Source organism: Streptomyces sp. NPDC021225, assembly GCF_044332865.1.
GTDB lineage: Bacteria > Actinomycetota > Actinomycetes > Streptomycetales > Streptomycetaceae > Streptomyces.
In genome coordinates this window covers 875,209-890,318 of sequence record NZ_JBIRPV010000003.1, presented here as the reverse complement: position 1 = coordinate 890,318, position 15,110 = coordinate 875,209, and the positions used below count along the sequence as shown (strand labels likewise).

General features: G+C 71.9%; 14 protein-coding genes. 13 read left to right on the top strand and 1 reads right to left on the bottom strand.

Annotated features, from left to right (window positions below):
• The first annotated feature begins 7 nt into the window (after window positions 1–7).
• From ACH4S9_RS17640 to ACH4S9_RS17580, 13 genes are read left to right on the top strand one after another with little or no spacing between them, the layout of a single operon-like run.
• On the top strand, window positions 8–1,528 hold the full coding sequence (locus ACH4S9_RS17640; RefSeq protein ID WP_398372727.1) for a right-handed parallel beta-helix repeat-containing protein: 1,521 nt from the start codon (window positions 8–10) through the stop codon (window positions 1,526–1,528).
• A gap of 1 nt (window position 1,529) precedes the next feature.
• A complete protein-coding gene (locus ACH4S9_RS17635) occupies window positions 1,530–2,768 on the top strand; it encodes an O-antigen ligase domain-containing protein (RefSeq protein WP_398372725.1) in 1,239 nt (412 codons plus the stop codon).
• A gap of 11 nt (window positions 2,769–2,779) precedes the next feature.
• Window positions 2,780–3,988: a glycosyltransferase family 4 protein gene (locus tag ACH4S9_RS17630; RefSeq protein ID WP_311722328.1), complete on the top strand. Its 1,209-nt coding sequence runs from the start codon at window positions 2,780–2,782 to the stop codon at window positions 3,986–3,988.
• Window positions 3,985–5,220, top strand: coding sequence for a class I SAM-dependent methyltransferase (locus ACH4S9_RS17625; protein WP_385349131.1), 1,236 nt, complete (start codon window positions 3,985–3,987; stop codon window positions 5,218–5,220). Before ACH4S9_RS17630 ends, ACH4S9_RS17625 begins: the two co-directional genes overlap by 4 nt.
• A 13-nt stretch (window positions 5,221–5,233) precedes the next feature.
• Window positions 5,234–6,028: a glucose-1-phosphate cytidylyltransferase gene (locus tag ACH4S9_RS17620; RefSeq protein WP_311721603.1), complete on the top strand. Its 795-nt coding sequence runs from the start codon at window positions 5,234–5,236 to the stop codon at window positions 6,026–6,028.
• Window positions 6,025–6,672, top strand: a complete 648-nt coding sequence (locus ACH4S9_RS17615) for a PIG-L deacetylase family protein (protein ID WP_398372722.1) — start codon at window positions 6,025–6,027, stop codon at window positions 6,670–6,672. The genes ACH4S9_RS17620 and ACH4S9_RS17615 overlap by 4 nt, the downstream gene beginning before the upstream one ends.
• A gap of 3 nt (window positions 6,673–6,675) precedes the next feature.
• A complete protein-coding gene (locus tag ACH4S9_RS17610; protein ID WP_311721600.1) occupies window positions 6,676–7,701 on the top strand; it encodes an SDR family oxidoreductase in 1,026 nt (341 codons plus the stop codon).
• Window positions 7,689–9,011: a DUF4910 domain-containing protein gene (locus tag ACH4S9_RS17605; RefSeq protein WP_398372720.1), complete on the top strand. Its 1,323-nt coding sequence runs from the start codon at window positions 7,689–7,691 to the stop codon at window positions 9,009–9,011. The genes ACH4S9_RS17610 and ACH4S9_RS17605 overlap by 13 nt, the downstream gene beginning before the upstream one ends.
• Window positions 9,008–10,309 (top strand): hypothetical protein, encoded by a 1,302-nt coding sequence (locus ACH4S9_RS17600; protein WP_398372718.1) that lies wholly within the window; start codon window positions 9,008–9,010, stop codon window positions 10,307–10,309. Before ACH4S9_RS17605 ends, ACH4S9_RS17600 begins: the two co-directional genes overlap by 4 nt.
• Window positions 10,306–11,253, top strand: a complete 948-nt coding sequence (locus tag ACH4S9_RS17595) for a glycosyltransferase family 2 protein (protein WP_398372716.1) — start codon at window positions 10,306–10,308, stop codon at window positions 11,251–11,253. Before ACH4S9_RS17600 ends, ACH4S9_RS17595 begins: the two co-directional genes overlap by 4 nt.
• Window positions 11,250–12,488 (top strand): polysaccharide pyruvyl transferase family protein, encoded by a 1,239-nt coding sequence (locus ACH4S9_RS17590; protein WP_398372714.1) that lies wholly within the window; start codon window positions 11,250–11,252, stop codon window positions 12,486–12,488. Before ACH4S9_RS17595 ends, ACH4S9_RS17590 begins: the two co-directional genes overlap by 4 nt.
• Complete coding sequence (rfbC, locus tag ACH4S9_RS17585; RefSeq protein WP_311721596.1) at window positions 12,485–13,036, top strand: dTDP-4-dehydrorhamnose 3,5-epimerase; 552 nt, start codon at window positions 12,485–12,487, stop codon at window positions 13,034–13,036. Before ACH4S9_RS17590 ends, rfbC begins: the two co-directional genes overlap by 4 nt.
• A 7-nt stretch (window positions 13,037–13,043) precedes the next feature.
• Window positions 13,044–14,378, top strand: coding sequence for a glutamate-1-semialdehyde 2,1-aminomutase (locus ACH4S9_RS17580; RefSeq protein ID WP_398372711.1), 1,335 nt, complete (start codon window positions 13,044–13,046; stop codon window positions 14,376–14,378).
• Between the two features lie 7 nt (window positions 14,379–14,385).
• Here the strand turns inward: ACH4S9_RS17580 and ACH4S9_RS17575 are convergent, their stop codons facing one another.
• Window positions 14,386–15,042: a phosphatase PAP2 family protein gene (locus ACH4S9_RS17575; RefSeq protein ID WP_398373011.1), complete on the bottom strand. Its 657-nt coding sequence runs from the start codon at window positions 15,040–15,042 to the stop codon at window positions 14,386–14,388.
• Window positions 15,043–15,110: the final 68 nt, after the last annotated feature.

The window sequence follows — 15,110 nt, the reverse complement described above, 5'->3', positions numbered from 1 at the left end:
AGGACGCTTGGGGATCAAGTGGCGGCACTGGGCGTTACCGGCGGCACCGCTGGCGCTGGCCCTGCTGGCGGCGACCGGCTGTGAGAGCACGCCGGACGCGCGGCCGAAGCCGCCCGCTGCGCCGTCCACGTCCGTGGCCCGGGTGTGCGCCAAGCCCGCGGCCGGGCCGGCGAAGGCGCCGGCGGGGGCGGTGACGGTCGACCCCGGGGTGGCCGGTGACCTGGCCGCGAAGACCAGGAGCAGCCCTCCGAACACCACGTTCTGGCTTCGACCGGGCAAGCACAGGCTCGGGCCGGACCGCTACGCCCAGGTCATTCCCAAGGAGGGGAACAGCTACCTCGGCGCGCCGGGCGCGGTGCTCGACGGCCGGAAGACCAACCAGTACGCGTTCGGCGGCACCGCCCGCGACGTCACCATCCGCTATCTGACCGTGCAGGGTTTCGTCGCGCCGCATGACGAGGGCGTGGTCAACCATGACTCGGCCGACGGGTGGGTGATCGAGCACGCGACGATCCAGAACAACTCCGGCGCCGGGCTGATGGCCGGTGCCCACCAGCGGGTCCACGCCAGCTGCCTGCGCGGCAACGGTCAGTACGGCATGAACGCCTACAAGTCCACCGGCCGTATCAGCGACCTGGTGGTCGAGGGCAACGAGATCGTGGGCAACAACAGGGACGACTGGGAGCGGCGGCGGCCGGGCTGCGGCTGCACCGGAGGCGTCAAGTTCTGGGCCGTCAACGGAGCCGACGTGCGCGGCAACTGGGTGCACGACAACCGCGGAACCGGGTTATGGGCGGACACCAACAACAACGACTTCCGCATCGAGAACAACGTCCTCGAGGCCAACGACGGTGCCGCGCTGATCTACGAGACCAGCTACAACGCGGTCATCCGGAACAACACGATCCGGCGGAACAACTGGGTCGAGGGCCGCAGGTACGCCGACCGCGGAGACAACTTCCCGTTCGCGACCGTCTACCTGTCCGAGTCCGGAGGCGAACCACGGATCCGAGCCCGCACGGACAAGATCGAGATCTACCGGAACGTGCTGGAGAACAACTGGTCCGGGATCACCCTGTGGGAAAACGCCGACCGGTTCTGCAACAGCCCGGCCAACACCTCGTCCGGGGACTGCACGTTGCTGGTGAAGCACACCGACCGCTGCGCACAGCCGGCGATCGCCACCGCACCGCTCTACGCCGACTGCCGGTGGAAGACCCAGCGGGTGGACATCCACGGCAACCGCTTCGTGCTGGACAAGTCCGTCGTCGACTGCACGGCGAAGTGCGACCGGATGGCGGTGCTGGCCAACTACGGCACCTATCCGGACTGGTCTCCGTACCAGGGCGAGCGGGTGGCCGAGGCGATCACCCGCAAGCAGCACAACCGCTGGCACGACAACGTCTACCTCGGACCGTGGAAGTTCATCGCCCACGACCCGAGCCGGATACTTGACTCCTGGCAGTGGCAGAGCACGCCGTACCAGCAGGACGCGGGCAGCACCTTCCGTGCACGGGACGGTGGTTGAGATGAGCGCCGGCCACTCGACCCACACGTCGAAGATCGTCGGGACGGTCTGGGGGCTGCTGGTCCTCAACACGCTCGGCTCCGCCGGGGCGAAGACCATCATCCCGCTGCCCCGCTCCCTCATCCAGTTGGTCACCATGGGCGCGCTGGTCGCCGCGTTCGCGCTGGCGCTCGCTCTCAATCTCCGGCTGCGCATCCGACCCAGCGCCTATCTGTTCCTGCTCACCCTGCTGCTGGTGCCGAGCGTGATCTCCAGTGCGCACCTGGAGTCCGGATTCGGCGCGCTGTTCCGGTGCGCCCGGCTGGCTCTCTTCGTCGGCACGCTGTGGCTGGTCGGCCGCTGGTGGGACGGCGACCTGACGTTCGTCCGGCACCACATCCGGATGTACTTCGCGGTGCTCGGGTCGGTGGCCGCCGGCCTGGTCGTCTCGCCGGGCGCGGCCATGCCCGGGCTCTACGGCGGGCGGCTGGTCGGCGCGTTGTGGCCGCTCACGCCGCCGCAGATCGGACAGTACGCCGCGGTGATCATCGGGCTCACCGTGCTGCTCGTACTGGGCCGCCGGACCGACAGGGCGAGCGCGGCACTGGTCATCGTGCCGTCACTCGTCCTGCTCGCGCTGACCCATACCCGGACGGCCACGCTCGGCCTGTTCATCGGGCTGGCGTTGGCGATCGCCTCGCTCATCCTGACCAGCGCCGCCGCCCGCCGGTTCTTCAGCTGGGCGGTGCTGTGCGCCGCGGTGGCCGCGGTGGCGCTCGGTTCCGTGCTCCAGGCGTGGTTCCTGCGCGGACAGAGCAAGGAGAACTTCTCCAGCCTCACCGGTCGGGCCAAGGTCTGGGACGCCCTGCTGGCAGCGGACCGGACGACCGCGGAGCAGGTGTTCGGCGTGGGCCTGGGTGACAAGTCGTTCGGCGGGCTGCCGATCGACAACAGCTGGCTGGCCGTCTACAACGAGCAGGGTCTGATCGGCATCGCGTTGGTGGCGGCGGTCATCATCGTGCTGGGCGGCGTCGCGTTACTGCGGCCGCCGTCGCTGCAGAGGGCCTGCGCGATCTTCCTGATCAGCTACTGCGCGATCGCGTCGTACACCGAGGCCGGGCTGGGCGACGCCTCGCCGTATCTGCTGCATCTGGCCGTCGCCGCCTCGCTGCTGGCGGCGCCTGCCGCGGCCACGCCCGTTCCGGCGCCCGAAGTTCCTCGACGCGTCCCGCGATGGGCCCGCAGATCGGAGGTCCCTTGAGCATGCACGACATTCACGTCCTCGTAGTGCACAACCGCTACTCCTCGGCGCAGCCGAGCGGGGAGAACAAGGTCGTCGACCAGGAGGTGGAGCTGCTGCGCGCGGCCGGCCACCGGGTCGAGCTGTTCGAGCGGCGCAGCGACGACATCGCCGCCCGTTCCCTCCCGGGCAAGGCCGCGGTGCCCCTGCTGGTGCCCTGGAACCCGCGGGTCCGCACGGAGCTCGCCGCCCGGCTCCGCACCGAGCGGCCGGACGTGGTCCACGTCCACAACGTCTTCCCGCTCCTGTCGCCCGCGGTGCTGGCCGCCTGCGCCGACGCCGGCGTGCCCGCCGTCGCCACGCTGCACAACTACACCCAGGTCTGCCCGCCCGGCACGCTGCAACGGGACGGCCGGCCGTGCACCGAGTGCGTCGGTTCGGCGCCGCTGCCCGCCGTCCGGCACGGCTGCTACCGGAGCTCCCGGCTGGCGACGGTGCCGCTCGCGGTCAGCCTGTCGGTCAACCGGCGGCGGTGGTGGTCCGGCGTGGAGCGGTTCTTCTGCATCTCCGCGGCGCAGCGCGAGGTCCTGGTGCGGGCCGGCATGCCGGCCGAGCGGCTGGCGGTGAAGCACAACTTCGTGCCCGACACTGACACCCGCCGCTCGGGCGCCGGCGAGCATCTGCTCTACCTCGGCCGGCTCGCGGAGGCCAAGGGCGTGCGGCTGCTCATGGCCGCGTGGGACGAGATCGCCGCGAGCGGCGGTGTGGGCGTGCCGCTCGTGATCGCCGGCGCGGGGCCGCTGGAGCGAGAGGTGACCGCCTGGGGGGCGGGCCGGGACGACGTGCGTTACGTCGGCCTGTACGACACGGCGGAGTGCCGGCAGGCCATCGCGCGGTCGGTCGCCGTGGTGGCTCCCTCGACGTGGCTGGAGGCGTTCGGCCTGGTGGTCGTGGAGGCGATGGCGGCGGGGGTTCCGACCGTCGCCGCCGGTCACGGCGCCTTCGTCGAACTCGTCGAGGACGGGGTGACCGGGCTGTTGCACCGGCCTGGCGAGCCCGCCTCGCTCGCGTCCGGCCTGCGCCGGATCACGGCCGAGCCGGCGCGCAACCGGGAGATGGGGCAGGCGGCCCGGCGCCGTTACGAGCAGGGCTTCAGCCCGGCCGTCGGGCTGGAGCGCCTGGTGGAGGGGTACCGCACCGCGATCGCGGGTCGGATGGAATCAATGGGGGGCAATAGATGACACAATGCCGACTCTGCGGCTCGGAAGCGATGGCGAGCGTCGTCGATCTCGGGGCGACGCCACCATGTGAGAGCTTTCTCGCCGCGGACCAACTGGACCAGCCGGAACCGGCGTACCCGCTGCACCTGCGGGTCTGCACCGACTGCTGGCTCGCGCAGATTCCGCCGCTGATCACGCCGGAGGAGACGTTCAGCGAGTACGCGTACTTCTCCTCCTTCTCGACCTCCTGGGTGGAGCACGCGCGCACATACGTCGCCGACGCCGTGCAGCGGGTGGGCCTCGGCCCCGACTCCTTCGTGGTCGAGGTCGCGAGCAACGACGGGTACCTGCTGAGGCACGTGGTGGACCGCGGGATCCGCTGCCTGGGCATCGAGCCGTCGGTGAACGTCGGCGCCGTGGCGCGGGACGCGGGTGTGCCCACGCTCACGGAGTTCCTGTCCCCGGACACCGGCTCGGCCGTCCGCGCCGAGCACGGCCCGGCGGACCTGGTCGTGGCGAACAACGTGTACGCGCACATCCCCGACGTGGTCGGGTTCACCCGGGGGCTGCGCGCCCTGGTCGCCGACGACGGCTGGGTCTCCATCGAAGTGCAGCACCTGCTGACCCTGATCGAGGAGAACCAGTACGACACGATCTACCACGAGCACTTCCAGTACTACACGGTCGCGTCCGCGATCCGCGCGCTGGAGAGCGGCGGACTCACGCTCGTGGACGTCGAGCTGCTGCCCACGCACGGCGGCTCGATCCGGCTGTGGGCCCGGCCGGCCGAGGTGGCGGGCGAGCCTACCCGGCAGGTGGCCGACGTGCTGGCCCGGGAGAAGGCCGCCGGGCTCCAGGAGCTGTCCGGGTACACCGAGTTCTCCGATCGGGTGGCCAAGGTGCGCCGGGACCTGCTGCGGTTCCTCATCGAGGTGGCCGAGCGCGGTGAGACGGTGGTCGGCTACGGCGCCCCGGGCAAGGGCAACACCCTGCTGAACCACTGCGGCATCCGGCCCGACCTGCTCCCGTACACGGTCGACCGCAACCCCTACAAGCACGGCAGGTTCACCCCGGGCACCCGCATCCCGATCCTGCCGCCCGAGCAGATAGCCGCCGACAGACCGGACTACGTCCTCGTCCTCCCGTGGAACCTGCGGGCCGAGCTGGTCGAGCAGCTGTCCTTCGTGCACACCTGGGGCGGCCGTCTGGTCTTCCCCATCCCGGAACTGAGCATCGTCGAGGTCGCGTCGTGAAAGAGGTAGCAGCATGAAGGTCGTTCTGTTCTGCGGCGGTTACGGGATGCGGATGCGGAGCGGTGCCGCGGACGACGTGCCCAAGCCGATGGCGATGGTCGGCCCCCGGCCGCTGATCTGGCACGTCATGCGCTACTACGCGCACTTCGGGCACACGGAGTTCATCCTGTGCCTCGGATACGGGGCCCACCACATCAAGAACTTCTTCCTCAACTACGAGGAGACGACGTCCAACGACTTCGTGCTGCGGGGCGGGCGGACCGAGCTGCTGTCCACCGACATAGCCGACTGGACGATCACGTTCGCGCAGACCGGCACCGAGTCACCGATCGGGGAGCGGCTGCGCCGGGTGCGGCACCACCTGGACGGCGACGAGATGTTCCTCGCCAACTACGCCGACGTGCTCACCGACGCCCCGCTGCCGGAGATGATCGACCGGTTCGCCCGGCGCGACGCCGGCGCGTCGATGATGGTGGTGCCGCCGCAGTCTTCGTTCCACTGCGTGGACCTGGGCGAGGACGGCCTGGTGGGAGGCATCACCCCGGTGAGCGAACTGCCGCTGTGGGAGAACGGCGGCTACTTCGTGCTCCGCCAGGAGGTCTTCGACCACATCCCGGAGAACGGGGACCTGGTCGCTGACGGATGCGCCCAACTGGCCAAGCGCGGCCGGCTGGTGGCGCACCAGCACCGCGGCTTCTGGAAGCCGACCGACACCGTGAAGGAGCGGGCGGCGCTCGACGCCGCCTACGCCCGGGGCGACCGCCCGTGGGCCGTGTGGGAGCGGGACATCGCCGGAGCGCGGGCGTGATCCGGCTCGGCGCCGGGCGTCTGGACCGGATCGTCGCGTTGGGCGCGCACTGCGACGACATCGCCATCGGCGCCGGCGGCACGCTGCTGACGCTGTGCCTCGCGCGGCCGGGTATCCGCGTCGACGCGCTGGTGCTCTCCGGCGGCGGCAGCGAGCGGGAGCAGGAGGAGCGGGCCGCGCTCGCCGCCTTCTGCCCGGGTGCCGACCTGCGGCTGACCGTACTCAAGCTGCCGGACGGCCGGCTGCCGACGCACTGGGACGAGGCCAAGGCCGCGGTCGAGGAGCTGCGCGAGCGGACCGAGCCGGATCTCGTGCTGGCCCCGCGCACCGAGGACGCACACCAGGACCACCGCGGCCTGGCGAAGCTGGTACCCACCGCGTTCCGCGACCACCTGGTCCTCGGCTACGAGATCGTCAAGTGGGACGGCGATCTCGGCCGCCCGGCGGCGTACCAGCCGCTGTCGCTGGAGATCGCCGAGCGGAAGGTGCGGCTGCTCCAGGAGCACTACCCCTCGCAGCGGCACCGGCCCTGGTACGACCGGGAGGCATTCCTCGGTCTCGCTCGGATCCGCGGCATCGAATGCCACGCGCGCTACGCCGAGGCGTTCGCCGTCACCAAACTCACTCTCGACCTGGGGGAATGAACCTTGCGCGTACTGCTGACCGGACACCAGGGCTACCTGGGCACCGTGATGGCCCCGGTACTCAACGCCGCCGGACACGAAGTCGTCGGCCTTGACTCCGGCCTGTTCGCCGACTGCGTGCTGGGCCCGCCTCCCGCGGACCCGGCGGGCCATCGGGTGGACCTGCGCGACGTCACGGCCGAACACGTGGCCGGGGTGGACGCCGTGATCCACCTGGCCGCCCTGTCCAACGACCCGCTGGGAGCGCTGGCGCCGGACCTCACCTACGACATCAACCACCACGCGTCCGTGCGGCTGGCCCGGCTGGCCCGCGACGCCGGAGTGCGGCGCTTCCTGTACGCGTCGACCTGCTCGGTCTACGGTGCCGCGGGCGGTGACGACCTGGTGGCCGAGGACGCCCCGCTGCGCCCGGTGACGCCGTACGCGGAGTCCAAGGTGCGGGTGGAGGACGACCTGCACGCGCTGTCCGACGGCGACTTCAGCCCGGTGTTCATGCGCAACGCCACCGCCTTCGGCTACTCCCCCAGGCTGCGCGCCGACATCGTGCTGAACAACCTGGTGGGCCACGCGCTCCTGTCCGGCGAGGTGCTGGTGCTCTCCGACGGCACCCCCTGGCGGCCGCTGGTGCACGCCGCCGACATCGCACGGGCCTTCGCGGCCGCGCTGGTCGCGCCGCGGGAAGCCGTGCACGGCCGGGCGTTCAACATCGGCAGCGAGATCAACAACGTCACGGTCGCCGAGATCGCCGAGCAGGTGGCCGAGGCGGTGTCCGGCGCCAAGGTGGTGATCACCGGGGAGACCGGCGCCGATCCGCGGTCGTACCGGGTGGACTTCTCCCGGTTCCGCGCCGCGATACCCGGCTTCGACTGCGAGTGGACGGTGAAGCAGGGCGCGCTCGAACTCGCCGACGCCTACCGGAAACACGGGCTGACCCGGGAGGACTTCGAGCGACGCTTCACCCGGCTGGCCGTGCTGCGCGCCGCGTCCGACGCCGGCGCCGTCGACAACACCCTGCGGTGGCGCCGATGACCGCGCCCGGCGAGGAGATGCACGCGCTGGTGGAGCGGCTGTACCCGCTGTGCCGGAGCATCACCGGCGACGGTGTGCGCGCCACCCTGGCGATCGTCGGCGAGTACATCCCTCTGCGGGTGCACGAGGTGTCGACCGGGACTCAGGTGCTCGACTGGACGGTGCCGCAGGAGTGGAACATCCGGGACGCGTACATCGCCGATGCCGCCGGCAACCGGGTCGTCGACTTCGCCGCGTCCAACCTGCACGTGCTCGGCTACAGCGTGCCGGTGTCGGCGACCATGCCGCTGGCCGAGCTCCGGGCGCACCTGCACACCCTGCCGGACCACCCGAGCTGGGTGCCGTACCGCACCAGCTACTACAAGCCGGAGTGGGGTTTCTGTCTGGCCCAGGACACCTTGGACGCGCTCCCGGACGGCGACTACGAGGTGTGCGTCGACTCCACTCTCGCCGACGGCCACCTCACCTACGCCGAGCACGTGGTCCCCGGGCAGATCGCCGACGAGGTGATCGTCTCCTGCCACGTCTGCCACCCGTCGCTGGCCAACGACAACCTGGCGGGCATCGCGGTGGCGACGTTCCTGGCGCGGGCGCTGGCCGAGCAAACGCCGTACTACACCTACCGGTTCATCTTCGCGCCCGGAACCATCGGAGCGATCACCTGGCTGGCACGCAACGCGGAGCGGATCGATGGGGTATCCCCTGCTCGAGCGGAGCCGAGAGCTCGGGGAAGGGTCAAGCACGGCCTGGTGCTGGCCTGCGCCGGTGACCTGGGCCAGCTGACGTACAAGCAGAGCAGGCGCGGCGACGCGGAGATCGACCGGGTGATGCGGCACGTGCTGACCGCGTCCGAACGCCCGCACCGCGTCGCCGAGTTCACTCCGTACGGCTATGACGAGCGGCAGTACTGCTCGCCCGGGTTCGATCTCGGCGTGGGTTCGCTCAGCCGGACCCCGTACGCCGGCTACCCCGAGTACCACACCTCGGCGGACAACCCGGACTTCGTCTCCCCGGAGGCGATGGCGGACACGCTCGCCGTCTGCCGCGAGGCATTCGCCGTCCTTGACCGCAACCGGCGGTACGTCAACCTCAGCCCCTACGGCGAGCCGCAGCTGGGCCGGCGCGGGTTGTACGACTCGCTCGGCGGCCGCAGCGACGCGAAGCAGGCCGAGATGGCCATGCTCTGGGTGCTCAGTCTCTCCGACGGCGAGCACAGTCTGCTGGACGTCGCCGAGCGGTCCGGGCTGCCGTTCGACACCGTCGCCGCCGCGGCCGGCGCCCTGCACGGCGCCGGGCTGATCAAGGCATGACGCCGATGACCGCCGAGGGGCAGAAGGCGACGGCACCGGCGGCCCCGACCGCCAAGCGGGCCATGGTCGGCCGGCTGTCCTGGGGACTGGCCGACCAGGCGGCCTCCAGCATGTCCAACTTCGTGGTGGGGATCTATGTGGCCCGCTCGCTGGGGGTGGCCGCGTTCGGCGTGTTCAGCCTGGCCTGGGTGACCTACGGCGTGGTGCTCAACGTCTCCCGCGGGCTGGCCACCGACCCGCTCGTGGTGCGCTTCAGCGGTGTGCCGGCCGCGTCCTGGCGCGCGGCGGTGGCCCGGTCCTCGGGTACCGCGCTCGGCCTCGGTGCCGCCCTCGGCGCGCCCTGCTTGGTGGTCGGGCTCGCCCTCGGCGGCAGCGTGGGGTCCGCGTTCGCCGTCCTCGGCGTCGTGCTGCCGGCGCTGCTGCTTCAGGACGCCTGGCGGTTCGCGTTCTTCGCCGCCGGCAACGGGCGGAAGGCGTTCGTCAACGACCTCGTGTGGGGCGTCGCGCTCGTCCCGGCCATGGTGGTGGCGGCCCGCGTGGGCAGCGTGGCCGCGTATCTGCTCGCCTGGGGGGCGTCCGCCGCGGTGGCCGCGGGGTACGGCTGCCTCCAGTCCGGCATCCGGCCCCGGATGCCCGAGGCGCGCGGGTGGCTTCGTGAGCAGCGCGATCTCGGCTACCGGTACCTGGTCGAGAACGTCGCCCTCAGCGGCGCGAGCCAGCTGCGGGCGTACGGGCTCGGCGCGATCGTCGGGCTCGGCGCGGTGGGTGCGGTGCGGGGCGCCGAGCTCCTGATGGGCCCGTTCCTCGCGGTGCTGATGGGGCTGTCCCTGGTCACCGTCCCGGAGGCGGCACGGGTGCTGCGGCAGGCCCCACACCGCCTCGGCACGTTCTGTCTCCTGCTGGGCGGAGGGCAGGCCGCCGCCGCGCTGCTCTGGGGCGTGGCGCTGCTGCTGATGCCGGACCGGCTCGGCGAGCTGATGCTCGGCGGCGTCTGGCCCTCCGCCTCGCAGCTCATCGTGCCGATCACGCTCGGCGTCGCGGGCGCCGGCCTCGGCACCGGCGCGGCGGCCGGGCTGCGCGCACTCGCCGCGGCCCGGCGCAGCCTGCGCTGCCAGCTGTTCGCCTCCGCCGGTTACGTCGGCGGCGGGCTCGGCGGGGCGGCCGTCGCCGGCGCCGTCGGCTCGGCCTGGGGCGTCGCCGCCGCGACGTTGAGCAGTTCAGCCGTGTGGTGGCTGCAACTGCGGTCCGCCCTGCGCGAGCGCCACCACACCCCCACACCCGAAGTGAGGACCTCATGACCGACCGACCCAGGCTGAGCATCGGCCTGCCCGTGTACAACGGCGAGGAATACCTGGCCGAGTCGCTCGACGCCCTGCTCGGCCAGACCTACGAGGACTTCGAGCTGATCATCTCCGACAACGCCTCGACCGACGGGACCCAGGACATCTGCCGCACGTACGCCGCGCAGGACTCACGCATCCGGTACCTCCGGCTGCCCCGGAACATCGGAGCCACGCCGAACCACAACCATGTGTTCGCCGAGTCCCGCGGCGAGCTGTTCAAGTGGGCCTCGCACGACGACCTGTACGCCCGGGACCTGCTGCGGCGCTGCGTGGAGGCGCTGGACGAGCGGCCGGACGTGATCCTCGCGCACACCGGCCAGGCGGTCATCGACGGCGACGGCCAGGTGAAGGTCCCGTACGAGTACGGGCTCGCCACCGACTCGCCGCACCCGCCGGAGCGCTTCCGCAGTCTGCTGTTCGAGCCGGGTGGCGACGACTTCTACGGGGTGCTGCGGGCCGACATGCTGCGCCGGGTGAAACCGATGGACAGCTACCACCACGCGGACCGCACGTTCGTCGCCGAGATCACCCTGCACGGGCCCTTCCACCAGGTGCCGGAGCTGATGTACTTCCGCCGCGATCACCCCACCCGCGCCGAGCGGGCGAACCCTTCCAAGCGGTCCCGGTGCGTCAACCTGGACCCGCGCCGGGCAGGCCCGCTGCACCCGACGCCCCGGCTGCTCGCCGAGTACGTCTGGGGCTTCGCCTCGGCGATCCGGCGGGCGCCGTTGTCCCCGGCCGACCGGCGCGCGTGCTACCGCCACCTGGCCGCGTGGATGACCAGCCGGGTCCGGCCGGGCGCCGGCGAGCGGGTCGAGGACCGCGCCCCGGTCGACCCGGCCCTGCTCACGGTCTCCGTCGACGCCCTCGTCGCCGGCCGTGAAGGGAGGCGGGCATGACGCCTGCGAACGAAACCCCGGTGCGCGTCGGGGTGTTCGGCCTGCTCGGCTCCGGCAACCTCGGCAACGACGGGTCGCTCGAGGCCGTGCTGGGGTATCTCCGCGCCGAACACCCGGAGGCGGTCGTGGACGCGCTGTGCGGCGGGCCCGAGGCCGTGACGACCCGGTTCGGGATCCCCGCCACGCGGCTGCACTGGAACCGCGCGGAGTACCGGACCGCGTCACGTGCGGGCGCGATCGCGGCGAAGGGTCTGGGCAAACTCGTCGACGTCTTCCGCACCGCCGCCTGGGTGCGCCGGCACGACGTGGTGATCGTGCCGGGCATGGGCGTCCTGGAGGCCACGCTGCCGCTGCGGCCGTGGGGCTTCCCGTACTCGCTGTTCCTGCTCTGCGCGAGTGGCCGGCTGTTCGGCACCCGGGTCGCGCTGGTCGGCGTCGGCGCCGCCGCGATCGGCAACCGGCCGACCCGAACCCTGGTGCGCTGGTCGGCGCGGCTGGCCGCGTACCGCTCGTACCGGGACGCCCAGTCCCGCGACGCGATGCGGGCGATGGGCGTGGACACCGCGCGCGACGAGGTCCACCCGGACCTCGCGTTCGCCCTGCCGACGCCGCCCGGGAGCGCTCCCTCAGGGCGGCCGGGCCAAGTCTGCGTCGGCGTCATGGACTTCCACGGCGGCAACGACGACCGCGCCCGCGCCGAGGAGATCCACCGGCGCTACCTCGACGGGACGATCCGGTTCGTGCGCGCACTGGTCGAGGACGGCAGGCCCGTCCGGCTGCTCACCGGCGACAAGTGCGATGCGTCGGTGGTCGCCGCGATCCTTGACGCGGTGGACTCGCCGCTGGTCACCGCAGCCGAGACGGCCTCGCTTGCCGACCTGATGAAGGAGACGGCGGCTGCCGACACCGTGGTGGCGATCCGCTACCACAACCTGATCTGCGCGCTGAAGGTCGGCACGCCGACACTCGCTCTCAGCTATGCGGCGAAGAGCGACGCGCTCATGGCGCGGATGGGCCTTGCCGCGTACCGCCATCCGGCGCGCGAGGTCGACGCCGACCGGCTGCTCGAACAGTTCCGGGACCTGGAGCGGCGATCGGCCGAGCTGCGGCGGACCCTCGCCGAGCGGAACCTGGCCGCCGCCCGGCAGCTTGAGCACCAGTTCACCGCCTTGACCGCGGCCCTGTTCCCGGCGGCCGACCATGCCCATGCCCGCGCTCGTCAGGAGTCTCCATGAAAGCGACCGAAGTCCCGGCGATCGTCGGCGCGTACCTGTTCGAGCCGACGCCGTACGCCGACGATCGCGGCTTCTTCTGCCGCACCTTCGACGCGGATGTGGTCCGCTCGGTGGGCCTCGACCCGGACGCCTTCGTCCAGGACAGCCTGTCCCGCTCGGTCCGGGGCGTGCTGCGCGGCCTGCACCTGCGCTCCGGCGCCGGCGAGGCCAAGCTGGTGCGGTGCTCGTACGGGAGGATCTTCGACGTCGTCGTGGACCTGCGGACGGACTCGCCGACATACCGCAACCGGGCCTTCTTCGAGCTGTCCGACGAGACGCAGATGACCCTGTACATCCCGGCGGGGTGCGCGCACGGCTTCCAGGCGCTGACCGAAACCGCCGACACCTCGTACCGGATCGACCGCCCGCACGATCCGGCCGAGGATGTGACGATCGCCTTCGACGACCCGGAGCTCGCCATCCCCTGGCCGCTGCCGGTCACATCGATGTCCCAGCGGGACCGGGAGGCGCCGAGCCTCGCCGAGGTCCTCAAGCAAAAAGGGAGTTGAGGTCGGCGTGGCCACCGAAAACACCGAAGAGTTCCTCCTGCCCCGGTCGCGGCTGGCGAACGAGCGGCTGCACGCCCTGATCCCCGGGGGCGCGCACACCTACGCCAAGGCCGACGACCAGTACCCCGAAAACCTGGCCCCGGTCATCAGCCACGGCCGCGGTGCCCACGTGTGGGACGTCGACGGCAACCGCTACGTCGAGTACGGCTCCGGCCTGCGGTCCGTCAGCCTCGGCCATGCCCACCCACGCGTCATCGAGGCGGTGCGGCGGGAACTCGACCGCGGCAGCAACTTCGTCCGTCCGTCCATCGTGGAGGTCGAGGCCGCGGAACGTTTCCTGGCCACGGTGCCGACCGCCGAGATGGTGAAGTTCGCGAAGAACGGCTCCGACGCCACCACCGCCGCGGTGCGCCTCGCCCGCGCCGCCACCGGGCGCCCGCGGGTGGCGATCTGCGCCGACCATCCGTTCTTCTCCGTCGACGACTGGTTCATCGGCACCACGCCGATGTCCGCCGGCGTTCCGGCCGCGACCAGCGAGCTCACCGTGGCGTTCCCGTACGGGGACCTGGCCGCCACGGAGGAACTGCTCACCCGGTACCAGGACGAAATCGCCTGTCTGATCCTCGAACCCGCCACCCACACCGAGCCCCCGCCCGGGTACCTCGCCGGCCTGCGCGAGCTGGCCGACCGGCACGGCTGCGTACTCGTCTTCGACGAGATGATCACCGGCTTCCGCTGGTCCGAGGCGGGCGCCCAGGGCCTGTACGGCGTCGTCCCCGACCTCTCCACGTTCGGCAAGGCGCTGGGCAACGGATTCGCGGTCTCCGCGCTGGCCGGGCGCCGCGATCTGATGGAGCTGGGCGGGCAGCGTCACTCCGGCGACCGGGTGTTCCTGCTGTCCACCACGCACGGTGCGGAAACGCACTCCCTGGCAGCCGCGATGGCCGTGCTCACCACCTACGTCGAAGAGGGCGTCACCGCGCGGCTGCACACCCTCGGCGAGCGGTTGGCCGCCGGTGTCCGCGACGCCGCGGCCACCATGGGCGTCGGCGACCACATCGCCGTCCGAGGCCGGGCCAGCAACCTGGTCTTCGCCACCCTCGACGAGAACGGGCAGCCGTCGCAGCAGTACCGCACCCTGTTCCTGCGCCGGCTCCTCGCGGGCGGGGTGCTGGCCCCGTCGTTCGTGGTGAGCAGCGCGCTCGGCGACGCCGACATCGATCACACCGTCGACGTGGTGGCCCAGGCATGTGCGGTGTACCGGAAGGCACTGGAGGCCGCCGACCCCACCCCCTGGCTGGCAGGACGACCGGTGAAGCCCGTATTCCGCCGCTTGGCGTGACGTAACGTCAGCGGCGCTTACGGAGAACCGCGTCGGCCGTCCGGTCGACCAGCCACGCGGTCGCCGGTATCACCGCCAGCGCGGTGCACCAGCCGCCGAGGACGTCGGTCGGGTAGTGGGCACCCAGGGCGACCTGCGCCCAGCCCATGGCGGCGCCGGCCACCAGCGCCGCGGCGAGCACGAGTGACGTGCCGGCCGTCCTGCCGAGGCCGAGCCGGCCGGTCGCGAGCAGCGCCACCACGAGGGCGAGCGCGGTGAGGAAGGCGGTGTGCCCGCTCGGGTAGGACAGGTTCCCGTCGTGGATGGTGCGCCCCACCAGGGACTTGAGCAGCGTCGCCGTCCCCACGGCCATGCCGACGCCGACAACGACGAGCACCGCCGCGCGAGGACGCCGAAGCAGCAGGCAGCCCGTCACGGTGGCCACGACCAGCATCGCCGCTCCCCCGGGCTCCCCCAAGAAGTCCGTGGCCAGAGCGACGTGCCGCCACGGCAGCCCCGCACCGTCCACCGCGGCCCCGATCCGCGCGTCCACCATGCCGGGCTTGCTGTCGTCGGCATACCGGACCCCGAGCACGACGACCACCAGCCCGGCGAGGGCCGCGACCATCCCGAGCCACACGCGCAGCGATGAGGGCAGCACCGCGGGCGCCGACCGGCCGGTCACACGCCCGCCGCGCCCGGTCGACGTGTCCTCGAGCCTCTGCCGGCGCCAACTCCCCACCAACGAGCCCC